18 protein-coding genes are annotated in these 24736 nt (G+C 68.8%); 8 read left to right on the top strand and 10 right to left on the bottom strand.

Annotated elements, in window-relative coordinates:
* Positions 1-17: 17 nt before the first annotated feature.
* From RIF65_RS10845 to RIF65_RS10820, 6 genes are all read right to left on the bottom strand, one after another.
* Complete coding sequence (locus tag RIF65_RS10845) at positions 18-1673, bottom strand: ABC transporter substrate-binding protein (RefSeq protein ID WP_309065554.1); 1656 nt, start codon at positions 1671-1673, stop codon at positions 18-20.
* Positions 1674-1708: 35 nt separating this feature from the next.
* Positions 1709-2524 carry an ABC transporter ATP-binding protein gene (locus RIF65_RS10840; RefSeq protein WP_309065553.1) on the bottom strand — a complete coding sequence of 272 codons (816 nt, stop codon included), beginning with the start codon at positions 2522-2524 and terminating at the stop codon, positions 1709-1711.
* Entirely contained in the window at positions 2521-3582 is a 1062-nt protein-coding gene (locus RIF65_RS10835; protein WP_309065552.1) for an ABC transporter ATP-binding protein, read from the bottom strand. Before RIF65_RS10835 ends, RIF65_RS10840 begins: the two co-directional genes overlap by 4 nt.
* Complete coding sequence (locus RIF65_RS10830; RefSeq protein ID WP_309065551.1) at positions 3579-4451, bottom strand: ABC transporter permease; 873 nt, start codon at positions 4449-4451, stop codon at positions 3579-3581. The genes RIF65_RS10835 and RIF65_RS10830 overlap by 4 nt, the downstream gene beginning before the upstream one ends.
* On the bottom strand, positions 4451-5467 hold the full coding sequence (locus tag RIF65_RS10825) for an ABC transporter permease (protein ID WP_309065550.1): 1017 nt from the start codon (positions 5465-5467) through the stop codon (positions 4451-4453). The genes RIF65_RS10830 and RIF65_RS10825 overlap by 1 nt, the downstream gene beginning before the upstream one ends.
* A 69-nt stretch (positions 5468-5536) precedes the next feature.
* Positions 5537-6199: a TetR/AcrR family transcriptional regulator gene (locus RIF65_RS10820; RefSeq protein ID WP_309065549.1), complete on the bottom strand. Its 663-nt coding sequence runs from the start codon at positions 6197-6199 to the stop codon at positions 5537-5539.
* 64 nt (positions 6200-6263) lie between these two features.
* Between RIF65_RS10820 and RIF65_RS10815 the strand changes: the two genes are divergently transcribed.
* On the top strand, positions 6264-7931 hold the full coding sequence (locus RIF65_RS10815; protein WP_309065548.1) for an amidohydrolase: 1668 nt from the start codon (positions 6264-6266) through the stop codon (positions 7929-7931).
* 60 nt (positions 7932-7991) lie between these two features.
* Positions 7992-9716 (top strand): cation:proton antiporter, encoded by a 1725-nt coding sequence (locus tag RIF65_RS10810; protein WP_309065547.1) that lies wholly within the window; start codon positions 7992-7994, stop codon positions 9714-9716.
* A 167-nt stretch (positions 9717-9883) separates the two neighbouring features.
* Here the strand turns inward: RIF65_RS10810 and RIF65_RS10805 are convergent, their stop codons facing one another.
* Positions 9884-11329: a dicarboxylate/amino acid:cation symporter gene (locus RIF65_RS10805; RefSeq protein ID WP_375142156.1), complete on the bottom strand. Its 1446-nt coding sequence runs from the start codon at positions 11327-11329 to the stop codon at positions 9884-9886.
* Between the two features lie 148 nt (positions 11330-11477).
* Positions 11478-11753, bottom strand: a complete 276-nt coding sequence (locus RIF65_RS10800) for a helix-turn-helix domain-containing protein (RefSeq protein WP_309065546.1) — start codon at positions 11751-11753, stop codon at positions 11478-11480.
* Positions 11754-11851: 98 nt separating this feature from the next.
* Between RIF65_RS10800 and RIF65_RS10795 the strand changes: the two genes are divergently transcribed.
* From RIF65_RS10795 to RIF65_RS10785, 3 genes are read left to right on the top strand one after another with little or no spacing between them, the layout of a single operon-like run.
* The gene (locus RIF65_RS10795; protein WP_309065545.1) at positions 11852-16756 is read left to right on the top strand and encodes a type ISP restriction/modification enzyme; all 4905 of its coding nucleotides are present in this window, start codon (positions 11852-11854) and stop codon (positions 16754-16756) included.
* A 16-nt stretch (positions 16757-16772) separates the two neighbouring features.
* Positions 16773-17849 (top strand): TY-Chap2 family putative peptide chaperone, encoded by a 1077-nt coding sequence (locus RIF65_RS10790; protein ID WP_309065544.1) that lies wholly within the window; start codon positions 16773-16775, stop codon positions 17847-17849.
* A gap of 30 nt (positions 17850-17879) precedes the next feature.
* Positions 17880-19124: a hypothetical protein gene (locus RIF65_RS10785; protein ID WP_309065543.1), complete on the top strand. Its 1245-nt coding sequence runs from the start codon at positions 17880-17882 to the stop codon at positions 19122-19124.
* Between the two features lie 9 nt (positions 19125-19133).
* On the opposite strand, the gene RIF65_RS10780 is transcribed toward RIF65_RS10785, so the two are convergent.
* The gene (locus RIF65_RS10780) at positions 19134-20354 is read right to left on the bottom strand and encodes an MFS transporter (RefSeq protein ID WP_309082646.1); all 1221 of its coding nucleotides are present in this window, start codon (positions 20352-20354) and stop codon (positions 19134-19136) included.
* Positions 20347-21249, bottom strand: coding sequence for a dihydrodipicolinate synthase family protein (locus RIF65_RS10775; protein ID WP_309065541.1), 903 nt, complete (start codon positions 21247-21249; stop codon positions 20347-20349). Before RIF65_RS10775 ends, RIF65_RS10780 begins: the two co-directional genes overlap by 8 nt.
* A 120-nt stretch (positions 21250-21369) precedes the next feature.
* Between RIF65_RS10775 and RIF65_RS10770 the strand changes: the two genes are divergently transcribed.
* From RIF65_RS10770 to RIF65_RS10760, 3 genes are all read left to right on the top strand, one after another.
* Complete coding sequence (locus RIF65_RS10770) at positions 21370-22041, top strand: hypothetical protein (RefSeq protein ID WP_309065540.1); 672 nt, start codon at positions 21370-21372, stop codon at positions 22039-22041.
* Positions 22032-22949, top strand: coding sequence for an HNH endonuclease signature motif containing protein (locus tag RIF65_RS10765; protein ID WP_309065539.1), 918 nt, complete (start codon positions 22032-22034; stop codon positions 22947-22949). The genes RIF65_RS10770 and RIF65_RS10765 overlap by 10 nt, the downstream gene beginning before the upstream one ends.
* Positions 22950-23283: 334 nt before the next feature.
* On the top strand, positions 23284-24735 hold the full coding sequence (locus RIF65_RS10760; protein ID WP_309065538.1) for an APC family permease: 1452 nt from the start codon (positions 23284-23286) through the stop codon (positions 24733-24735).
* Position 24736: the final 1 nt, after the last annotated feature.

Raw genomic sequence — 24736 nt, 5'->3', positions numbered from 1 at the left:
CCTTCCAGTGTGTGCGCTCAGTCGCCGGTTCCGCCGAGGTGCGCCGCCCACGGGTAGAACGTGTAGTCGAACGCCGCCGGGGCGCCGGTGATGCGGTCGTTGTGCCACACCGTGTTGTCCTGGCGGATGCCCGGGGTCATCGGCAGCAGGTCCTCGCGCAGCTTCCGCTCGAGGTCGGCGGTGATCTTCGCCCGCTCGTCCTCGTCCTCGGTGGCGATGGCCTTGGCGAAGCCCTCGTCGATGCCGGAGTAGCCGTACGGGTTGAAGGAGCCGCCGGTGACCGCGGTGATCATCATCCAGTCCAGCGGGTCGGGGATGTTCGGCCAGAACGTGGTGTACAGGATGTCGGTCGCCCCGCGGGTGGCCGGGTCGTACAGGTAGTTCGTGTACGTCGCGGCCGGCACGACGGTCAGGTCGAAGTCGAGGCCGAGCTTCTCCGCGGCATCCTGCACCGCCACACCGAGCTGCTGGGTCTCGGCCTGCTCGGGGACCACCATCGTGATCGTCTTGGCGAGCGCCTCCGGGGTTGCCGCCTCCAGCTCCTTCTTCGCCGTCTCGATGTCCGGCTCGCCGGTGGTGGCGTACTCCTCGGCGAGGGCGTCGAGCTCTTCCTTCGCGAAACCGAACGAGGCGTCCGCGGTCTGCAGCGCGGCCGGTCCGCCGACGCCGCCGAACGCCTGTTCCGCGATGCCCTTCCAGTCGATCGCGGCCTGCAGCGCCTTGCGGATGGCCGGGTCGCTCATGGCGCCCTCCGGGTTCGGGTAGAACAGCGACACCACGAGCGGGGCGGGACCGAACGAGAGGGTGCCCTCGTCGCTCTTGCGCAGCTGGCCGATGGATGCCGCCGGCGGCGCGTACGTGCCGTCGATCTCACCGGAGAGCAGCGCGGAGGTGATCGCGGTGTTGTCGGTGAGGAAGGTGAACTTCAGCTGCTTGGTCTTGGGCATCAGCTCCTTGTTCCAGTAGCCGTCGTAGCGGGTCAGGGTGATCGAGTCACCCTGCTTCCACTCCTCGAACTGGAACGGACCCGTGCACATCAGCCCGCCGGTGGGGGTGCCGATGTCGTCGGGGTGCGCCTCGATGAACTTCTTCTGCATGACGACGCCGGCGTAGCTGGCCAGCTGGTCGTGGAACAGGTAGTTCGGCGTCTTCATCTTGACGGTGACCTCGAGCGGCCCGGTCACGGTGATCGACTCCACCGTGCTGAACAGGTAGTGCTGGAACGAGGTCGGGTCGGTCAGGCTGTGGTTCATGGTCGCCGCGACGTCCTCGGCGGTCATCGGCGAGCCGTCCCAGAACGTGACGTCGTCCCGCAGCGTGTAGACCCAGGTGAGCGGGTCGGGGTTCTCGAACGATTCGGCGAGGTTGGGCTCGATCTCGAACTCCGGCGTCTGACGCAGCAGCGTCTCGCACATGTTGGAGTTGATCATGTTCGGGGCGTAGTCGGCGGAGGTGAACGGGTTCAGCGTCCACGGCTCGCCCTGGAACACATTCCACGAGATCGTGTCGACTTCGGCGGTGGGCTTCGGCGTCCAGGTGGTCAGCTCGTAGCCGTTTCCGTCGGTGGTCGCCGGCTTCGGCGGCGGACCGCCCGCGCACGCTGCGAGGGAGAGCGCGCCGGCGACGCCGAGCGCGAGTGCGCCGAGGAGCCGGCGCGAGGTGGTGGGTGACATTGGTGGCTCCTGTGTGAGTGCGGTGGTGGTGGGATCTAGCGGATGCCCGCGCCGAGGTCGAGCGCGAGCGGGTCCCACCCGTCCTGCGGGACGCTGTCGCGCAGCAGGCGGGTGTACGGGTGGGCGGGGGTGTCGAGCACCTGGCCGGTGGGTCCCTGCTCGACGACCTGGCCGTGACGCATCACGATCGTGTGGTCGGTGACCTGCCGGATCACGGCGAGGTCGTGGCTGATGAAGAGGTAGCTGATGCCCCGTGCGCTGCGGATGTCGGCGAGAAGGTTGAGGATCTGCGCCTGGATGGACACGTCCAGTGCCGACACCGCCTCGTCGAGGATCAGCACCTCGGGCTCGGCGGCGAGGGCGCGGGCGATGGCGACGCGCTGCCTCTGCCCGCCCGACAGCGCACCCGGAACGGCGTGCAACTGGCGATCGTCGAGGCCCACGAGGTCCGCGAGCTCGGCGACCCTGGCGCGGATCTGCCCTCGGCTCAGGCGGAAGTGCACGCCGACCACTTCCGCGAGGCAGTCGCCGATGCGCTGACGGCGGTCCAGCGACGTGTAGGGGTCTTGGAACACGATCTGCACCTGGCGACCGCGGCGGCGCAGCTCGCTGGCGCGTCGTGCCGGCTTCGTGCGGTCCTCGCCGCGGAACCGGATGGTGCCCGCGGTCGGACGCTCCAGCCCGATGATCATCCTGGCCGTGGTGGTCTTGCCCGAGCCGGATTCGCCGACGATCCCCAGCGCGCCGCCCTCGGGCAGCTCGAAGCTGACACCGGCGACGGCGGTGGCCTCGTTGCGCCCGGACCCGAAGGTCTTGGTGAGTCCTTCGACGCTCAGCAGCGGGACATTCATCGGGTGACCTCCTCGGCGGATACCGCGGGTGCGGGATCGGGGGCGGATGCCGAGGATGCGGCCGTTTCGGTCGGAGGCGCAAGCAGCCGCCCCCGCAGCTCCTCGGCGCGGATGCACCGGCTGGTCCCCGCCGCGCCGATCTGCAGCAGCGGCGGGTGCGTCGCACGACAGGCATCCGTCACGAAGCGGCAGCGCGGAGCGAACGAGCACCCCTCGGGCGCCTCGTACGCCGTGGTCGGATGACCGGGCACCGACAGCAGTCGTTCCGCGCGGTGCGCGATGTCGGGTCGCGCCTGCACCAGCGCGGCGGTGTACGGATGCAGCGGATCGCGGTGCAGGTGCGCGGAGCGCTGCTGCTCGACGACCTCTCCGGCGTACAGCACCACCGTCTCGTCGCACACCGCGCTGGCGAGTTCGAGGTCGTGCGTGATGAACATCATGGCCATGCCGTACTCCCGCTGCATCCGCATCAGGATCGCCATCACCTCGGCCTGGGTGGTGACGTCCAGCGCGGTGGTGGGCTCGTCGGCCAGGATCAGGCGCGGGCGCACGGCCACGGCCGCGGCGATCATGACCCGCTGCAGCAGCCCGCCGGACAGCTCGTGCGGGTATTGACGCAGCCGTCGCTCCGGGTCGGTGATGCCGACCGACTCCAGCAGCTCGATCGCCCGGCGCGTGGCGTCGCGGCGCGACGTGCGCGCGTTGAGGATCATCGACTCGGTGAGGAAGTCGCCGATGCGGCGCACCGGGTTGGTGTGCGCCCTGGCGTCCTGGAAGATCATCGCCACGTCGGACGCCCGGTAGCGTCGCAGTGCCTCGCCGCGCAGGTCCAGCACCTCGCGGTCGTCGAAGCGGATGCGGCCGGTCGTCTGCGCGCCAGGAGGCAGCAGTCGCGAGATGGCCCGCACGGTCATGGACTTGCCCGATCCGGACTCGCCGACGAGCCCGACGGTGCGCCCCTCGTCGACGCTCAGCGACACGTTGCGCAGCACCGTGCGGCGCTCGTCGCCGACCGGCAGGGCGACGGTGAGGTCGTCGATCTCCAGCAGCGCGGTCATGCCCTGTTCTCCGATCGGGTGACGAGCCGGTCGCCGAGCGTGTTCACGGCGGCGACGGTGATGACGATGACCGCGCTCGCGGCGAGGGCCTCGTTCGGCGCGCCCTGCAGCACCCCGGCCATGCCGCCGCCGACCATCGCGCCCCAGTCCGCCGCGGGCGGCTGCGCGCCGAAGCCGATGAAGGAGAGCGCGGCGAGGTCGATCAGCGCCCACCCGAAGCACAGGGTGGCGTTCGCGACGACGAGCCCGGTGATGTTGGGCAGGATGTGGCGCAGGCTGATGACGAATCCGGTCAGCCCCTGCACCCGCAGCGCCGCGATGTACGGCAGGTTCCGCTCGCGGAGCGCGGCGCTGCGCACCACTCGGGCGATGTAGGGGAGGTAGGCGATGGACAGCGCGAGCACGGCGGCGGTGAGGCCGGCGCCGAACAGGGCGGTGGCGAGGATGGCGAGCAGGATGCCGGGGAACGCGAAGATCGCGTCGATCAGCCGCACGACGAGCGCGTCGACCCAGCCGCCGAACCACACGGCGACCAGTCCGAGGATGATCCCCAGCACGGCGGCGATGGCGACCACGAACAGGGGGCCTACGAGCGCGCTCTGCGCCCCGAACACCAAGCGGGTCAGGATGTCGCGCCCCGAGGCATCCGCTCCGAGGGGGAACCATCCGCTGGGCGGCGAGTAGGCGTAGCCGAGGTCGACGGCGTTCGGATCGCGCTGTACCACCAGCGGCCCGATGACGGCGACCAGACCGATCAGCACGAGCGTCCACAGGGCGACGGCACCGGAGACGCCGAGGCCGGCGAGGCGGGCGGTCCGGCGGCGGCGGGGCGCCACCGCGGCGATGACGGGGAGGGCCGGGGCGGTCATCACGAGGCCTTCTTTCCGAGGGTGACCCGCGGGTCGAGCAGCGAGTACGCGAGGTCGATGAGGGTGTTGAGCACGATGAACGCCGCGACGTACAGCAGACAGATCGCCTGCACGACGGGGAAGTCCTTCTTCTGCACCGACGACACCAGCAGCTGACCGACGCCGCCGAGCTGGAAGATCTGCTCGATCACCACGCTGCCGGCGATGAGGCCCGCCACGGTGAGACCGGCGACGGTCAGCACGGGCATGGCGGCGTTGCGGACCACGTGCCGGCGCACCACGAATCGATAGGCGAGACCACGCGACAGGGCGGTCTGCACGTGGTCGGCGCGGAGCTCGGCGCGGATGGCGCTCTGGGTGAGGCGGGCGACGAACGCGATGGAGGCGAGCGACAGCGCCGCGGCCGGCAGCAGCGTGTGGTACAGCGCATCCAGCCCGGGATCGCCGGCGCCGAAGGTCGGGAACCAGCCCAGCTGCACGGAGAAGACGAGCATGAGCACCACGGCGGCGACGAACCCGGGCACGGCCATCACGGCGGTCGCCACGGTGAGCACGGACTCGGAGAGGAACCCGGGCTTGAGGCCGGCGAACAGGCCGACGGTGAGCCCGATCAGCAGGACGAACACCGTCGCGACGATCAGGAGCAGGACGGTGCTGCTGGTGCGCTGGCCGATGAGGTTGGACACCGGGTCGTTGAAGATGATGGAGCGGCCGAAGTCGCCGGTGAGCACGCCGCCCAGCCAGCGGGCGTACTGCACCAGGAACGGCTCGTCGAGGTGGTACTGCCGTTCGAGTTGCGCGATCGCCTCGGGGGTGACGGAGCGCCCCTGGGTGAGGAACGAGATCGGCGAGCCGGGAGCGATGTACAGGGCACCGAACACGACGAAGCTGGCGAGCAGCATCGTGCCGGCGAGGCCCAGCAGACGGCGGGCGGCGAACAGCGCTCCGGACGCCCAGGCGCGGCCGGGCCCGGCGCGGCGGATCGCCAGGGTGCGGGTCGTCGAGGTGTCGGTCATGTCTCTCCGTCGAGTACGTTCCGAGAGCGGCTGCGGTGCCGCGGGGTGGGTCGGTCGGAGCGGGTGGGGTCAGGCGGGTGCGGCGGCCATGACCGCCGGCAGCTGGGTGGAGCGGGAGGCGAGGGAATCCGGTGCGAGGCCGAGCTCCTTCTCTGCGGTCGCGAAGACGAGCTCGGCGACGAGCGGGGTCGTCGCGGTCGTCTCCTCGTTGGAGTAGCCGGTGAGGGCGTCGACCAGGACGAGCAGCAGCAGCGCGGTCCTGGTCGGCTGGTCGCAGGTGAACGCGCCGGCCGCGACGCCGTCCTCGATGAGGCGGACCAGGCGGGCGTTGTTCGCCTGCTCCTGCTCGGTCACGGCGTGCCGGAGGCTGGCGTTGTAGCGGCTGACGTTCCTCGCGTTCAGCCACAGCCGGCCGATCTCGCGGCTCTCCGGCGCCAGCGTGTGGTCGAGGAAGGCGACCATCCGCTCGGCCGGGTCGTCGACGTCGTCGGAGAACAGCCTCGGCGTCTCGGCGGAGACGGCGTGCGCGAAGGCCGTGGCGACCAGCGCCTCGACCTCGGGGAAGTAGTGGTTGATGAGGCCGGAGCGCACGTCGACCTCCTGGGCCACGCGGCGCAGCGTGATCCGCTCCAGGCCCTCGTCGGTGCCGATGCGCGCGGCGGCGGCGACGATCTCGGATCGGCGTTCCTCGGCGGTGAGGCGCTTGCGACGCGGGCTCTTCTCTGTGCTCACGTCGGCGAGCGTAGCGCAATTTGGCCACCAGGCCAATAGTTGTTGTCCGATTGGACAATATGTCATGATCGACCTGCGACGACGCACCTTCCGTGAGGCGTTCGCCGCGCACGCGAAGGGATCACACGTGAACGTCGACCTCGTCATCCTGGCCGGGAACGCCCGCAACCCCGGCGAGCCGGACGCCTTCCCCTCGCCGGTCGCGCTCGGCGTCTCCGCGGGGCGGATCGCCGCGATCGGCAGACCCGAAGACGTCCGGGCGACGGCCGAGGGCGCCCTCGAGGTCGATCTCGGCGACGCGGTCGTCTACCCCGGGCTGGTCGACTCGCACGCGCACCCGGTGTGGGGGTCGCTGAGCCGCGGCGGCAGCGTGGCCCTCGGTCCGGCGCGCAGCCTCGACGAGGTGCGCGCGCTGCTCGCGCCGGCGGTCGCCAGTCCTGGGCCGGGCGGCTGGGTCACCGGATTCGACTTCGACCTGAACCTGTATCCCGGCGAACCCGAGGGACGGATCCTGGACACGTGGTTCCCGGGGGCGCGCATCTCGCTGATGACACGCGACGCCCACGCGCTGATCGTGAGTCCCGCCGCCGTGGCGGACCTGGGTCTCACCGGGCGGGAGACGTTCCCGGACGCCTCCGCGGTCATAGCCGACGAGCACGGCCCGACCGGATGGGTCGTCGAACTCCAGGCGATGGATCTCGTGCTCGAGCGACTGCCTCAGGCGCCGCTCGAGACGCAGGCGCAGCATCTGCGGCAGGGACTCGAGCTGCTGGCATCCGGCGGCCTGACCGGACTGCACGCGCTCGACTTCCACGAACCGTCGGAGGCGCTGCTGACCATGCTGGAGGTGGACGGCGAACTGCCGTTGCGCGTGCGCGCGTCACCGCTGGTGCCCGCCGATTCGGGGCCTGAGGAGTGGGAGCGGGCCGTCGCGCTGCAGGGCAGGGGAGGGCGGCGCTGGCAGGTCGCCGGCGTGAAGTTCATGCTCGACGGCACCGCCGACAACGGCACGGCCTGGTTCGAGCGCCCCGACTGTCAGGGGGAGAACGCGGCGGCACTGTGGCGCGACACCGGCGCGTACCGCGCGGCGGTGCGGTTCTTCACCGAACGGGGCATCCCGACCACGACGCACGCGATCGGCGACGCCGCCGTACGGTTCGTGCTCGACGTGGTCGCCGAGGTGGGGCACGCCGCGGCCGGGCCGCATCGCATCGAGCACATCGAGTCCATTCCCGACGACCTGCTGCCGCGGTTCGCCGAGCTGGGGGTCGTGCCGGGCCTGCAGCCCACGCACGCCACCCGCCTGACCAGTCCCGATCAGAGCGACAAGTGGTCCCGGCGGATCGGACCCGAGCGCGTAGCGCACGGCTGGCGCATTCGCGACCTGCTCGACCACGGGGCGCAGGTCGCGCTGAGCTCGGACTGGCCGATCGGCGTCGGCGACCCGCGGGTGTCGCTCGCCGACGCGCAGCTGCGCCGCCCGGTGGAGCTGGACGGGCGGGCGCCGACGCAGCCCGATCAGGCCATCGGGGCGGCCGAGGCGTACCGCGCGATGACCCTGGCGCCGGCGGTCGCCGCGGGTACGGCATCCGACACCGGCAGGATCGGCGTCGGGTTCGTCGCCGACCTCACCGTCTTCGCGCGCGACCCGCTCGCGCTGTCGCCGCAGGAACAGGCGGTCAACCCGGTCGTCGCCACGTTCGTCGGCGGGCAGCGCTCGGTGGGGGCCTGACTCGGCCGCATCCCGCGTGCGGAGGAGGCCGCGTCACCGGCGGCCGATACGCTCGCAGCCATGGACGCAGGCATCTTCTTCATCCTCGTCGGAGCGGTCGCGGTCGCCGCGATCGCACGCAGCAAGGGGTGGCCGGCGCCACTGCTGGTCACGGTCGCCGCGCTGGCGGCATCCTTCCTGCCGTTCGTGCCGAACCTCGAGATCGACGGCCACGTGCTGCTGAACATCGTGCTGCCGCCGTTGCTGTACTCGGCGGCGCTGGACGTGTCGTTCGTGAGCTTCAAGCGCAGCATGCCGCAGATCCGCCGGCTCGGAGTCGGGCTCGTCGTGGTCACGACCGCGGTGGTCGGGCTGGTCGCCTGGATGGTGATGCCGTCGCTCACCCTGCCCGGGGCGCTGCTGCTGGGTGCCATCGTCGCCCCGCCGGATGCCGTGTCCGCAGCGGCCATCGGGCGCAAGCTCGGGTTGCCGCGACGGGTGATGACGGTGCTTTCGGGGGAGAGCCTGATCAACGACGCCACGTCGCTGACGCTGTACCGGGTGTTCGCGGCGATCGTCGCCGGCGCGACACTGAGCGTCGGCGACGGACTGTGGCAGTTCGTGCTTGCCGTGGTGATCGGTACGGCCGTCGGGCTGGTGTTCGGCGTCGGACTGCACCGGCTGCGCATGCGCATCGACGATCCGGTGGTGAACGGCACGGTGGGGCTGCTCGCGCCGTTCGGCGCGTACGCGATCGCCGAGCACCTGCTCGGGTCGGGGGTGCTCGCCGTGGTCGCCATGGGACTGTTCGTCGGGTTCAACGCACCTCGCACCAGCTACACCACCCGCCAGCAGGAGAAGCCGCTGTGGCTGTCGGCGGACTTCCTGCTCGAGGCGTTCGTGTTCGCGTACATCGGGCTGCAGCTGCCGCGGGTGCTCGCCGACCTCGGGGCCGGCGAGGCCGGCGGGCTGATCGGGCTCGCGTTCGTGGTGCTGCTGGTCACGCTGCTGGTGCGTCCGCTGTTCGTGTACCCGGCCAACGCGTGGGGCCAGGCGTGGCAGCGCATCCGGCTGCACCGCTGGGAGCGCGCGGTGGCGAGCGGGAAGGTCGATGTCTGGCGGGAGCAGGCGGCCCGGCATCCGCGGGCGAGGTTCGGCACGCACCCGCTGACCGAGGAGCAGCTGCGCAGCAGGCTGGTCGAGCCGCCGCTGTCGTGGCGCGACAACGCGGTCATCTCGTGGGCCGGCATGCGGGGCGTGGTCACGCTGGCCACGGCGCTGGCGGCATCCGATCTGGCGGGACTCGACGAGCGCGCGCGGCACGCCATCGTCGTGACCGCGTTCGTGGTGACCGTCGGGACGCTGCTGCTGCAGGGGCTCACGCTGCCGTGGCTGATCCGCGTGCTCGGGGTGGTCGACGACGCGGAGGCGATCGAGGACGCGCGTCAGATCGAGGCGATGCGGGCGCGCAGTCGGGAGGTCGGCAAGGCGTATCTGCGCGACATGCGCAGGGAATGGGTGCAGCGGCACGGCGAGGAGCGGCTGGCGGCGTTCGACGCGTTCGCCGAACGGCTGGTGAAGATCGAGTCGAACGCCGAGCGCGGCGCGCGCGAGTCGGACGGGCGGCCGACGTATGAGGAGTTCGTGGCGCTGTCGAAGGGGTGGCTGGCAGTGCGGCGGCAGGTGCTGCTGCACGAGCGGGATGCCGGAAACCTCAGCGAAGAGGTCATGCACGAGCTCATCACCGCGATGGATGCCGAGGAGCTGGTGCTCGACACGAGGGGCGCGCTGCGCGCCGAGCGGTGAGCCGGCGTGTTTCGTACCGTGTGCGCGCCAGTTTGCGGCATCCGCGCCATCGATCGATGCCGCGGATGCCGGATCCTGCAGCGGACGTGGTGCGAGGGGGGCCGTGAATGCGAGAAACCACTCCCCGCGGACAGCGGGAAGTGGTTTCTCGGCGGGAGGAGTCGGCGTCAGCGGGTTGCTGCGGGCTCCGACTCGGATGCCGGTGCGACGGCATCCGTCTCGTCGGCGTTCGAGTCGGTGACCGTCTCGTCGGCGTCGTCGGCGAACGGCAGGCCGTTGCGCGGTGCGTTGTAGAGGTCCTCGTCGAGGATGCCCTCGCGCTTGGCGACGATGGTCGGCACCAGGGCCTGGCCCGCGACGTTGACCGCGGTGCGGCCCATGTCGAGGATCGGGTCGATGGCGAGGAGCAGGCCGACGCCCTCGAGCGGCAGGCCGAGCGTCGACAGCGTGAGCGTGAGCATCACGGTCGCGCCGGTGGTGCCCGCGGTGGCGGCCGAGCCCACCACCGAGACGATCACGATCAGCAGGTACTGGACGATGTTCAGCTCGATGCCGAAGAACTGCGCGACGAAGATCGCGGCGATCGCCGGGTAGATGGCGGCGCAGCCGTCCATCTTGGTGGTCGCGCCGAACGGCACGGCGAACGAGGCGTAGGCGCGGGGCACACCGAGGTTGCGCTCGGTGACGCGCTCGGTCAGGGGCAGGGTGCCGATCGAGGAGCGGCTGACGAAGGCCAGCTGCACGGCCGGCCAGACGCCGGAGAAGTACTGCCGGATCGACAGGCCGTGGGTCTTCACCAGGATCGGGTAGACCACGAAGATCACCAGGGCGAGGCCGATGTAGATGGCGCCCGCGAACCAGGCGAGCGAGGTGAGCTTGTCCCAGCCGTACTCGACGACGGCGGCGCCGATCAGGCCGAACGTGCCGATCGGGGCGATGCGGATGATCCACCACAGCACGCGCTGGATGACCTTCAGCAGCGACTCGGTGAAGACGAGGAAGGGCTCGGCCTTCTTGCCGGCCTTCAGCGCAGCGATGCCGATGACGGTCGCGACGACGATGACCTGCAGGATGTTGAATCCGACGCTCGAGGTGGCGGCCTGCGCCTCGGGGTCGAACGAGGTGTTCACCGTGAGGCCGAGGAAGTTCTGCGGGATGAGGCCGAGCAGGAAGTTCCACCAGGTGCCGACCGTGTAGGGGTCGCCGGGCTCCAAGCCGTCGCCGGCGCGGGCGCCGGGCCGGATGACGAGGCCGAGCACGATGCCGATGGTCACGGCGATGAACGCGGTGATGGCGAACCAGACGAGCGTCTGTCCGGCGAGGCGTGCGGCGTTCTGCACGCGGCGCAGGTTGGAGATGCTCGCCACGATGGCGGTGAAGATCAGCGGGACGACCGCCGCGCGCAGCAACGTGACGTACGAGCTGCCGATCGTGTCGAGGGTGGCGGACAGGCCGGTCGGGTTCTCGGCGGTCGCTCCGAGGTTGCGGGCGACGAGGCCCGCGGCGATGCCGAGGACGAGGGCTGCGATGATCTGGAACCCGAAGGAGGTCACCAGCTTGCGGACCGGTCCTCGGGTGTCGGGCGCCTTCTGGGCGCGAGTGTTGCTGCTCACGTGTACTCCAAGTCGTTCGCGCGCACGGTGCACGCCATGGGAGTCAACGTTAGGAGTGGCCGCGAATTCCCGCCCCGGAGATGACGAATCGTGACGGGGCGGGGTCGTGGCTGGGTCCCTGAGCCTGTCGAAGGGCCGACATGAGCGATCAGCCGGCCCGACGCCGTGCGTCAGCCTGGTTCGTCGGGAACATGTCGAGTGCGAGCTCGTCGAGGAACTGCGACACGGGCGTCCGAAGCGCCTGGGCGATGCGCAGCAGGGTGTGGATGCTGGGCATCGCTCGGCCTGATTCGTAAGCGCGGACGTTCGAGGAATCGATGCCCGCGGCCACTGCGAGCTCGTCTTGAGTCATGGTCGCCGACTCCCGCGCCCAGCGAATTCGCGCGCCGATATGAGCGGCGGCTGGGGAGGGGACGCGTGGCACCCGTCAAGCGTCTGCAATGTCCGTAACTTGTGCCAGGGTTAACAAACCCGGGTACTAGTACCAATCCCGGGGAAGGCACGCCGCGGGGGAGGACGTCGATGGCTGACGAGCGCCTATACGAGACCACGCTCGATGGATTGCTTGCGGAGTTCCGCGACCTCGCCGACAGCAAGCGAATGGCCGGCAACTACCTCGAGCAGCTCGCACGTCACTACCTAAAACTCGACTCGTTGCGATCACAGCGCCTGGGTGAGGTGTGGCTGTGGAAGGACTGGCCGGGGCGCAACGGCCGCCCCGACACCGGTATCGACCTCGTGGCGGAGATCCAAGGTGGCGGATTGCTCGCCGTGCAGGTCAAGTTCTTCGCCGAGAACCACCGCATGCAGAAGGGCGATCTTGACTCGTTCTTCGAAGCAATGGGCAAGGACCCGTTCACCGAGGGTCTTGTCATCGACACCACGAGTGCGCCGTGGTCAGCCAACGCCGAGGAGGCGCTGAAGAACCGCACGAAGCCAGTGCAAAGAGTGTCGCTCGCCGAGCTTCGTCACAGTTCCGTCGATTGGTCGACGTACGAACTACTAAAGCCCGAGGTCGCCCCCGAAGTACACCCAGTCAAGACGCTGCGGGCCCACCAGCACGAAGCTGTGCAAGCGGTGCTGGACGGACTCAGACCCGGCCGCGGTCAGGACCGAGGCAAGCTCATCATGGCCTGCGGCACCGGCAAGACCTTCACCGCGCTCAAGCTCGCAGAGCGATGGACCAACGAGGTCGCCGGTGGTGCCGCCACGGTCCTCTTCATGGTGCCCTCGCTGGCACTGCTGCAGCAGTCGCTCGACGAGTGGTCGCGGGAGCGCGATCCCGAAATGGGTTTCCGAGCGTTCGCCGTAGGGTCCGACTCGAACATCGGCCGTCGCAAGAACGACGACCTCACCAGCGTCCGGATGGAGGACCTCGGAGCGCCCGCAACTACTGACGGCCGAACCCTAGCCAACCTCCTTGGCGATGTCGAAGAGGAGCACGAGGGGCTCACCGTCGTCTTCTCGACCTACCAGTCGATAGAAGCCGTCGCGGAGGCGCAACGTCTGCGCAGGGACACCTTCGACCTCGTCATCTGTGACGAGGCCCACCGCACGACCGGGGTGACGCTCGTCAATGAGGACGAATCGCACTTCGTCAAGGTGCACGACAACGCGATCATCCCTGCGTCCGCGCGTGTGTACATGACCGCCACCCCGCGCATCTTCGCACCGGAAGTGAAGAACGCGGCCTCCCAAAAGTCGGCCGAACTCGTCTCGATGGATGACGAGGAAGTGTTCGGGCCGGTGCTGTACCGCATCGGCTTCGACGAGGCCGTGCGGAAGGGTCTGCTCACCGATTACAAGGTCGTCGTACTCGGAATCAGTGAAGACGAGATCGTCGAGACTCTGCAGCAGGAGTTGGCGCACGAGGGCCGTGAGCTCGCGGTGACCGACGTGGCGAAGCTCATCGGATGCTGGAACGCGCTGGCCAAGAGAAACGCCGGTGCGATCGCCGAGGGCTTCGGTGCGGATACTGCGCCGATGCGGCGGGCCGTCGCATTCGCGAAGGACATCAAGACGTCCATCGGCGTGGCCAGCGACTTCCAAGCGCTCGTCGAAGGACACCTGTCGAACATCGAGAACGACGACTCGACGGATGATCTGACTGTTCAGGCCAAGCACGTCGACGGCACCATGAACGCTACCCAGCGCAGTGAGCTGCTGGATTGGCTCAAGGCCGCCCCCGAGCAGGACCAATACGGGCGTCCTGTCGCCCGGGTGCTCACCAATGCGCGCTGCCTGAGCGAGGGCGTCGACGTGCCGAGCCTCGACGCGGTCCTGTTCCTCAGCCCGCGCAAGAGCCAGGTGGACGTCGTGCAGGCGGTTGGTCGCGTGATGCGGCGCGCGCCGGAGAAGATGCTCGGCTACATCGTGCTGCCGATCGCGATTCCGGCCGGAGTGCCGCCGGAAGAGGCGCTGAACGACAACGAGCGCTACAAGGTCGTCTGGCAGGTGCTTCAGGCGCTGCGCGCGCACGACGAGCGGCTCGACACCGCGATCAACCAGGCCGCCTACACCGGGAAGCTGCCGGAGCAGGTACTCATCGAGCGCCTCAATCTCACGTCGTCGAAGCCGCGCCAGGGCTCCCCGTTCGACGCGCCGAGCGAGCCCGCGGAGCAGCCGGACCGCGGAAGGGGTGCCGGGCCGTCTCACCTCGCGCCGACCCTCCCCGGGCTGACATCGAGCGCCGAGGTCTGGAAGGACTCGGTCTACGCGAAGCTCGTCGCCAAGGTCGGCGACCGCATGTACTGGGACGACTGGGCCGGCGACATCGCCCTGATCGCCCAGCGATTCATCGCGCTGATCACGGCACACGTCAATGCCGACGGTGCCGACCGCGCGCCGTTCGATGAGTTCGTCAAGGCGTTGCGCGCAACCGTGAACCCAGATGTCTCGGAGGCCGAGGCGATCGAGTTGCTCGCGCAGCACCTCATCACCAAGCCGGTATTCGAGGCGATGTTCCCGGAGGGGTCGTTCACGCAGGACAACCCCGTGTCGCTCGCCATGGAGCAGGTACTCGGGACCTTCCACGAGAACGCGGCCTTCGCGCGGGAGCGCGAGCCGCTCGACGCGTTCTACGGGCGTGTCACGGACCGGATCCGCGGCCTCGATTCCGTACGGGCGAAGCAGCAGATGCTCGTCACGCTCTACGACAAGTTCTTCACGAAGGCGTTCCCGTTGCTCGCGGATCGCATGGGCATCGTCTTCACGCCCGTCGAGGTCGTCGACTACATCTTGCGCTCGGCGGATGTCGCTCTTCACCAGCACTTCGGTAAGCGCTTGAGCGACGAGGGGGTGAACATCCTTGAGCCGTTCGTCGGCACCGGAACTTTTCTGACCCGCCTGATGCAGACCGGGCTGGTCAAGCCCGAAGATCTCACGAGGAAGTACACGCAGGAGCTGTTCGCGAACGAGATCGTGCTACTGAGCTATTACATCGCCGCCGTGAACATCGAGAGCGTGTATCGCGAGCTCTGTACAGAGAATGGTATTGAACCTACGGGGGGCGGGTTCGCAGGGATTAGCTTGACTGACACCTTCGCCATGGATGAACGTGACGGTCAGTTGGCTGGAGGAGTGTTTCCGGAGAACACTGCGCGACTTGCGAAGCAGCGCAACGCACTCATCGACGTGATCGTGATGAACCCGCCATACCGGGCAGGACAGTCAAGCGCGAACGATGGAGCTCAGAACGCAAAGTATGCATTGACGGATGCGCGGATCGCTGAGACCTATGCGAAGCGATCCACGGCAACGCGCAAAGCCGATATGTACGACTCTTATTACCGCGCCATCCGTTGGGCGAGTGACAGGTTGCGCCCGGAAGGGGGCGTGATCGCATTCGTATCCAACAGTGGGTTCATTGATGGGGGCACTGCCGACGGCGTTCGCAAATCGTGGGATCACGAGTTCTCCGATATCATCGTGTACAACTTGCGCGGCAACCAGCGGCTGAAGAACTGGCGGGCCGAGGGAGGCAAGATCTTCGGCGAAGGATCTCAAACTGGGGTCGCCATTACCATCCTGGTGAAACGGGCGGTTCATGTGAGCCGCGCCCGCGTTTATTACCACGATATCGGCGACTATCTCAGCCGTGAAGAGAAGATTGATCGGCTTGCCGCTGAAGGATCGATCACAGGAACGCGCTTCAAAATCCTCGCTCCGAATGATGCCGGCGACTGGATCAATCAGCGCGACGAGCGCTTCGGGTCTTGGCGTGCAATCGGCGATAAGAAGTCGAAAGGCAGGGCGGATACGAGCGCGATTTTTCGTAGCTTTGCTATGGGAGTCAACACCGCCCGCGACGCGTGGCTCTACGGTTTTGACAGCCGATCGGTCGCTCGCAATGTTGAAATCATGGCGGACGCAATGCATGCACTCATTGCGAACCCCGATGCAGTGCCCGACCCTCGCCGGATTAGCTGGTCGCGAACGTTCGATGCCCGTCGGCGCCGAGGCTTGCAGATCGACCGATCCGCGGGAGCCTCGCGATCGGTTGCCTATCGTCCATTTGTGTCGCAGACGATCTGGTTCGATCCCGCACTGATTGATGCACGGGGCATTGCTCCCAAGATGTCGCCCAGTGCAGCGCACAGCAACATCGCGATCACTGTAAGCGCCAAGGGAGGGGGGTGCCCGCTGGCGGTTAACCAGCTTCCGGACCTCCATGTCAATGGTGATTCCCAGGTATTCCCTCGTTTCACCTGGGAACCGTTGTCCGCTCCTGACGGCGCGCTCAACCTCGACGCGCTCGTGGCATCCGACAGCGACGTCGTCGTCGACGGTTTCCGCCGCGTAGACAACATCACCGATGCGACCCTCGATGCATACCGCAAGATCCACGGCGACGGCATTACGAAGGATGACATCTTCTACGGCATCTACGCTCTCCTGCACCATCCGACGTACCGGGAGACCTACGCTGCCGACCTGCAGAAGATGCTCCCACGTATCCCGCAGGTGAAGGGTTTCCCCGAGTACGCGCGCATCGGCCGTGCCCTCGCCGATCTGCATGTCGACTACGAGTCGGCCGCGCAGTACCCGCTGGGCGAGGAGCTAACGCTGGCCGCGCCCGAGGACCCGTTCGAGCGCTACCGGATCGAAAAGCTGTCCTGGGTCTCACGCAAGGACCACACCGCGATCCGTTACAACTCCCACCTCACGATCACCGGCATCCCCGAGGCGGAGAGTGAGTACAAGGTCGGGGGACGTAGCCCACTGGAATGGGTGATCGACCGCTACAAGATCACCGTCGACAAGGTATCCGGCATCGTCAACGATCCGAACGCATGGCTGCACGAGCAGGACAACCCACGCTACGTCGTCGATCTCATCCGCTCGCTCGTCACGGTCAGCCTCGAGACCCAGCGTCTCATCGCGGAGCTTCCCGCGTTCGAGGTCATCGACGAGACGGGTACCCCGTGAGCATCCGGTACCGCGCATGAGCGGCGCGGTGCTGATCCTCGTTCATCGGGTCCGGTCGACTGTGAAGGGTAGGCTCGAGCCGGTCGGTGTCTGGGCCATCGGGGACGGCGACGACGAAGCACACTACTATCCGCCGGAGAGCCAAGCCTTCGAGCAACGCGGTATGAAGGCCATGTACGACCGGCCTCCGATGCCGTTGCGGACGTGGGCCGAGTACAAGGCGTCCACCTCGCCGAACTGGCTGGTGCTCCACGATGATCGGCTGGGCTTCGGGCCACCGGACCTCGTCGAGATTCATGCTCAGGTGCGAGCGCAGCACGAAGTGACGATCGGAACGCCGGCTGCGCAGCAGGGGGGCCTGCGTGGCGCGTCCGGCGAGAACGGCGTATCGGGGTGGGATGTTCCTCCCGCTGTGCTCGCCCGCTCATGGTGGCTGGCCGCGGAGGTGGTGAGGCGGCATCCGGAGCTCATCATCTACGAGATGCACCCCGGCGGGGGGCAGTACGACATCCTCTGTGTCGCCGCCCCGGCCCAACTGAGTCCCGCTGCGACGAGTTCCGCCGGGCGGATCCTCCTCAACCGCGCCGGAAGTATTCAGGTCGAGGGTGTCCCGGGATTCGCCGCCGGCTGGGAGCATGTGCTCCTGGACGCCGACCCCTTCCATCGGGTGCTCCAACTCGAGAGCATGGCAGGTCTGGTGCCTCCGGCCCGGACACCGAAAGCCACCTCGCGAAGCCTTTCCTACAGGTTGCTCGCCACGGCGACGACGCTGTTCGCGCACGACCGCCGAGGCTGGGACGTCAGGAGCGAGTTCGTCGACACCTCCGGCGAGGAGCCCTTCCGTGCCGAACGGATCATGAGGTTCCCTTCGGCCGTCGCCGATCTGACGACCACTCCCCGGCTCGGCATCTACGGAGAACCGCACAGCCATTTCTGGGCGCTGATGCGAGGCGAAGAGCCTATTGCCATCGTCTCGATGGAAGGGCGTCTCTACCCGCGACAGGGCGCGGTGGTCGATCTGGAGACCGCGTACGCGAAGAGCGGAAGGCGGATGCGTCGCGTCGTCGCGACGCTGCTGAAGAAATGGTTCTGAGTTGGATCCGGATCTGCGCAGGGGGAGGGAATGAGGGATGAGACGAGCAATTCTGAGAAGGAACAACAGACGACGTTGGGGATCCCGGAGTTCGTCGCGGACAAGGCGAAGGAAGCCGTCCAAGGCGAGGGCTTCCGGGTCCAGATCTACAAGGCCATCGCGGTGCAGCGGCCGGTAGTCCAGGAGTATCTGCGCGCCGTGCGGCGCGACAAGCCCAACGCGACCCCGTCCGACCTCCTCAGGGAACTGGACAGCCGCTACGTGGCGACGGTGACGATCACCAGCAGCGGAGTGGGCGCATCCGCCGCCATCCCGGGCGTCGGCATCCCGATCGCGCTCGGGCTCGGCGTGGCAGATCTGCTGTTCTTCTACGAGACCAGCGCGCTCTACGTGCTCGCCGTCGCCGAGCTCCACGGCGTGCCGGTCGACGACCCCGAGCGCGCGCGACCGCTGGTACTCGGGATGCTGCTGGGTCAGAAATCCCAGAGCGAGATCGCCAAGTGGGTTATGTCCGCTACGGGGGTCGGAGCCGTGACCCAGGTCAAGGGCGCAGCGTCTGGTGCCGTCGGCAAGGCGCTGCCGAAGGGGTGGGGAGAGATCCTCACTGAACAGCTGCCCGAGTCCGCGCTTGCGCCGCTGACGATCGCGATCGGCCGCGAATCGATCAAGGTCGGCGGAAAGCTCGGCGCGGGAACCATGGGCAAGGCCATCCCGTTCGGCGTCGGCGCCGTGATCGGCGGGATCGGCAGCTTCACGTTCGGGCGGGACGTCGTCAAAGCGGCCAGACTGGCCTTCCCCGAGACGCCGACCAGCTTCCCGGAATGGCTCCTCGATTACGAGAAGGCGCCGCGTGGGGACGTCGAGCCGTCCCGGGCGGCAGCGGCGCTGGAGGCTGCAGCGAGCAACGTCAAGGATTTCGGCGAGAACGTCTGGGGTAAGGTCAGCGACATCGCGGACGTCTTCCGCCCCATCGACCTCGACGGTGACGGCATCCCGGATGAGGCGCGGGCGCTCACCGCCGCGAAACGTGCGGGGAGCGCGGTGGCAGACACAGCGGGCAAGACTGCGGACGCCTTCCGCTCGGTCGACCTCGACGGCGACGGCATCCCGGATGAGGCGCGAGCGGTGACCGCAGTCAAGAACGCCGGGGGTGCGATCGCGGGCCTCGCCGACGGCGCGAGGGAGAAGGCGGCATCGCTGTTCTCGAGCAGGAGGAAGCGAGAGGCCGACGTGCCCGCCGAACAAGACGTTCCGGAGCAGACCGAAGGGGAGTGACCGCCGACCTCAACCCGCCCGCCGCCCCCGCTCGACCGCGCACACGAGTGCGGCGGCGGCGGTCAGAGCGGCGACCCCGACGATCGCGATCCATGGAACGCCGCCGATCAGCATCCCGGCCACCGCAGTTCCGGCCGAACCGGCGGCGATCTTCAGCGCACCCACCCAGATGAACACCTGCCCGCGGGCCTCTACGGGTGCGTACTCGCTTCGGGCGGCGAGGGTTGCGGCGAAGAACAGGGCGTTCGCGACGCCGGCGACTGTGAATGCGGCGAGGGCCGGGGCCACACCCGGCACCAGCACGACCAGGACGAGGGCAGCGGCGACCACCGCCGCCAGGACGGTGGTGAGGCGGTCGGCTTCACCGTGCAGCGGGCGCACCATGAGCGCGGCCGATCCGATCAGGTTCCCGACGCCGTAGCCGGCGACCAGCGTCCCGGCGAGTGCGGCGCTGCCGAGACCCGGCGCGATCGCCACGGCGTAGATCGGGAGAGCGGCCACAGAGAAGGCGACCACCACGGTGAGACCGAGGGTGCGGCGCAGCGGCCCCGACCGCCAGATGGTCATGAGGGTGCGTGCAGGTGACGGCACCGCCTTCGGGTCGGGTGGCGGACCCTGATGCGGCAGCGCGAGCACGGCACCGGCGCCGAGCACGGCGGCGGCCGCGAGGGCAAGCGTCGCCTCCAGCGGCCCGATCGTCGCCGAGATCCACGCCACCGCCGCCGGGCCGAGCGTGCCGCTGATCCCGTAACTGGCCACGTCCCAGCTCTGGGCGCGCCGCTGGCTCTTCACGGACGGCCCGGCGATCGACGGCAGGCGGCTGCTCACCCCACCAGTGAGCATCGGGCCGAAAAGTCCCGACACGATAAGCAGCAGCGCCGGAATCACCGCGTGGGTCGCCGGCAGCAGCATCCCGGCCATGCCGAGAAGGATGCCGTGGGCGACGGCCGACACGGCGATGACCTTTCGACCGTCCTGCGCGGTGTCGAGTCGTCGTGCGATGAACGGGCCGAGCACGTGCGGGGCGGTGATCGACGCGCCGAGCAACCCCGACACCCACCCCGGAAGGCCGGACGCGTGCGCCAGCAGCACGATCGCGACCACTGCGCCGCCGTCGGCCGAGCGCACCAGCGTCGCCGCGAACACGTACCGCGCGAGCGCCCACCCCGGTGCCCGCGCGTCCGCGCCAGTCGATCCGCGCGCGGCCGCCCGACCGCCGCCGTCACGCAAGCGCGAGCTCTTCCACCACATCCGCGACCCGCGCCCGCTGCGCCTCGGTGAGCCCCTGGATCGGCAATGGCAGGCACCGATCGGGCACGAGGCCGAGCCGCTCGGCGATCGCCGCCGTCACCCGCAGGCTGCCGCCGAACTCCGCGAACAGGCCCCACAGCGGCTCGAGACGTTGCGACTCCGCGATGGCATCCTCGCTGCGACCCTGCTGAGCCGCGCGCGTGATCGTCAAGGCGGGGGAGGGCAGCGTCCCGCCGATCACGGAGTACCAGGCGTCGCACCCGGCGTTCAATCCCGCCGCGGCGAACGCGTCCCCGGACACGCCGATGGTGACCCCGTCCGGAAGCGCCGCGCGGATGCCATCCACGTGCCGGCGCGCCTCGTCGGGATCGGTGGGCACGCCGGGGATCTTGATCGACGCGATCCCGGGCAGTTCGGCGATCCGCGCGTAGAGGTCGACGCTGAACGAGAAGTGCGTCGTGCCGGGATTGTCGTAGACGATGATCGGCAGCCGGGTGTGCTCCGAAACGGTGCGATACAGCTCGAATACGTCGTCGTGCGTGAGCGGCTGGTACGTCATCGGTGCGAGCAGGATGCCGGCAGCTCCGGCCTCCTCCGCGTCATCGACGTGCGACAGCACCGCCGAGGTCCGCAGGGCGCCCACACCGACGAACACGGGGGTGTTGTCGGCGTGCTCGACGGCAAGCTGCGCGACGCGGCGGCGCTCCTCGCGGGTGAGGTAGGCGTACGAGCCCGTCGAGCCGAGCGCCGTGATCGAGTCCACTCCGGCGGCCGCCAGGCGCTCGACGAGACCGATGAACGCCGCTTCGTCGACGCGGTCGTCGTGCAGCGGAGTAAGAGGAAAGGCGCTGAGGCCCGTGAATGCGCTACGCATGATGGCTCCATTCTGGTCGGCGATGGCGAGCGGGGGAACCGTTACTCATCTGTTACCTACGGCGCTCTCAGAAGGGGCGAACAGGCCTGCCAATGTCGGTGGCCAGCGCGATCATGAACTATGGCAGTTTTCACCGACGTCGCGTCGCTGATTCCCACGCTGGGGGAGCGGCTCGGCGAGGGCGCGTCGCTGGTGGAAGCGACGGCTGTGATGGTGGGGATGTCGGATGCGGATGTCGTCGCGGTGCTGCGTCAGGCGTCCGAGGTGTCGCGTCTCGCGGACCAGATCCGGGTGGTGGCGGCGGGTGTCGTCGCCGATCGCTCGACCCGGCAGACGGGGCATTCCGGGCTCGCGCAGTCGCAGGGGCACCGTTCGCCGGCGAGTTTCGTGCAGGAGGTGACCGGATCGACCAAGGGCGAGGCGTCGCGCGATGTGCGGGTCGGTCAGGCGCTGCTGGACGGCCAGCGCGATGCGGGCGACGCGGGCGCTGGGTCGGATGCTGGGTCGGGTGCGGATGCCGGGGCGGGAGCCGAAGGCGGGGCGGATGCCGGGGCAGGGGCGGATGCTGGAGCAGGCGCGAATGGTCGGCCGGAGGTGCCGGTGGTCTGGCATGCGCCGTTGAATGCCGCGCTCGCGGCGGGGACGTTGACGACGGCGCAGTACGACGCGATCCGTCGCGGGCTCGGTGACCGCCCGCTGCGCGCGGCCTGCCCGATGACATCTGTCTCGAGGAGCGTGCCGCGATCGATCGGGCGAGGCGTGAGGCGTGGTCGCAGGCGGCTGTGCAGCTGATTGCCGAGGCGGCGGAGCGCACGGTCGAGGAGCTCGCGTCGGCGGCGCGAACGATCCGCGACCTGCTCGACCCGGAGGGGGCGCAGGAGCGGTTCCTGGCGCGGCTCGAGAAGCGGATGTTCCGCACCTGGCGGGACGCCGACGGTGCGCGTCACGCGAAGATCGTGTTCGACGACGAGGGCGACGCGTTCTTCGCGGCGGTGTTCGATGCGGCGCTGCGACCGCGGCGGGGCGGTCCCCGGTTCGTCGACTCGGAGGAGAAGGCGCGCGCGGACGCGCTGATCGACGACCCGCGCACGAACGACCAGCTCGCCTACGACCTGTTCCTCGACATCCTCCGCGCGGGCGTGCTGGCCGACGCGGAGAGCGTGTTCGGCACACGGCAGGCGGGGGTGCGCCTGGTGCAGGTGGTCGGCGCCGACGGCACCCCGGCGCCGGTCGCCCACACCGAGGACGGCCTCGTCGCGGTTCCGGCCGGTTTCGTCGCGCAACGCATGTGCGAAACCGGTGCCGTGTCGGTCACCGTCGACTCGTTCGGGAATCCGCTGGACGTGGGGCGGGAGCATCGCCTGTTCACACCCAAACAGCGCATCGCGCTCGCACTGCGAGACGGCGGATGCATGTGGCGCGGCTGCGATCGCCCCGCCTCGTACTGCGAAGCGCACCATATCGACGAGTGGAGCGCCGACGGCGGCCGCACCGACATCGATCGCGGGATCCTGCTCTGCCGATTCCACCACATGAGCCTGCATCACAACGGGTGGCGCATCACCCGCGACGGCAAAGACGACTTCGTCCTGCACCATCCCAGCGGCGAACACTACGTCCTGCGACGGCGCGCCGTGCTCGGGTACGCGTGGGCGGGAATCCACCCACCACCGCAACGATTCCATCCGATGGTCGCCTGAGCGCTTTTTCGGCCAGACCCCGGAGCGACGAACGCAGCTATCCGGGGTGACGCGCGACACGAGACCGGTCGAGGGCGACCCCGGCCTGAGGGGGCAGCTGTGCGCAGTCAGGACGCGACCGACGCTGGCGGCACTGCCCGACGATCCCCGTGACCGCCGTGCCGAGTCGCAACCCCGAGCGCCGAGCACCAACCCAGCCCACACGCCCCTTGGCATCCGCAACCCGCATGTGTAATATCTGTTTCAGCCAAGCCAAAACCATCTACCCGCAAACGGTTTGGTTCACTGATCCCCACGCGTCGAAGCGGACGCGACACGAAAGGTTTCCCCGACGATGACGTCAACGACCCACCCCCCGCACGATCTCGCGCGCGGTGCCGACGCCGCACCGCGCAAGACCCTCCGGCTCTGGGAGGTAGTCGCGATCTCCGTCGGCTTCATGGGTCCGGTCATGGCGATGTCCCTCAACGGCATCGGCGTGGCGGGCCTGGTCGGCTCCTCGGTCCCGTTCACGTTCATCGTCTCCTTCATCGGGACGATGCTCGTCGCCTACGCCTTCATCCGCCTCACCCGCTACATCACCCACGCGGGGTCGGTGTACGCGCTCGCCGGCTCCACCCTCGGCCCGCGCGCCGGGTTCTGCGGTGGTTTCGCGCTCCTCGGCACCTACCTGTTCTTCGCCGTGTGCATCGCGGGCGCCTGCGCGGTGTTCTTCGAGGCGATGATGGCCGAGCTCGGCGTCACGCTCCCCGCCTGGAGCTGGGTCGTCGTGCCTGTCGTCGTCGCCGTCTTCACACTCCTGCTCAACGTGCGCGAGTCGACCGTCACGGCTCGCACCCTGCTCGGGATCGGCTTCCTCGGCATCGCTGCCATGGTGGTGCTCGCCGTCGTCATCATCGTCCGGGTCGCGACCGGCGACGCACCGGTCTCCACCGGCGTCGACCTGTCGGTGCTGCTCCCCGGCGACGCGCCGATCAGCGCGGTCATGACCGCAGCCGTCTTCGGCTTCCTGTCCTGGGCGGGATTCGAGTCCGGCACGTCGCTCGGCGAGGAGACCCGCAACCCCAAGCGGGTCGTCCCGATCGCCCTGCTGCTGGCAGTGATCCTCGCCGGCCTCATCTACGTGCTCGTGATGTTCGCGCAGACGATCGGCTTCGGCACCGACGAGGCCGGCATCGCCGCCTTCGCCGGCGCATCGTCCACGCTCACCACGCTCGCGTCCACCTACATCGGCCAGTGGTTCGCCGTGCTCATCGCGGTCTTCGCCTTCCTCGTCGCGTTCGCGTCGCTGCTGAGCTCCACCGCGGCCTCGTCCCGGCTGCTGTTCGCGCTCGCGCGCGACGGTTTCGGCCCGAAGACCTTCGCCGCCACCAGCCCGAAGACGGGCGTCCCGGTGCACAGCACCGTGTTCGTCGTGATCTTCACGGTGGTCCTCGCCGTCGCGTTCGGCCTGTTCGGCGCCACCTCGGTTGACGTGTACTACTGGTTCGCCACCATCGCCACGCTGTGCATGGTCGTCGCGTACGGCATGACCTCGGTCGGCGTCATCCGGCACACCTTCAAGCGCGGCTCCACCATCCCGAAGTGGGAGGCCATCATCCCGGTCCTCGGGCTGGCCTTCCTCGGCTACGTGTACTTCATCCAGATCGCCGGGCAGCAGCCGCCGTACACCTACTTCCCGTGGATCGCCGGCGCCTGGTGCCTCATCGGCCTGGTGATCGTGCTCGTCAAGCCGGCCCTCGCCGAGCGCATCGGATCCCGCCTCAGCACGGAGGACCTGGACTGAC

The sequence above is a fragment of the Microbacterium sp. genome, assembly GCF_031180975.1.
GTDB lineage: Bacteria > Actinomycetota > Actinomycetes > Actinomycetales > Microbacteriaceae > Microbacterium.
Note: the sequence above shows the minus strand (reverse complement) of the source record. Positions and strands in the feature narration are given on the sequence as shown.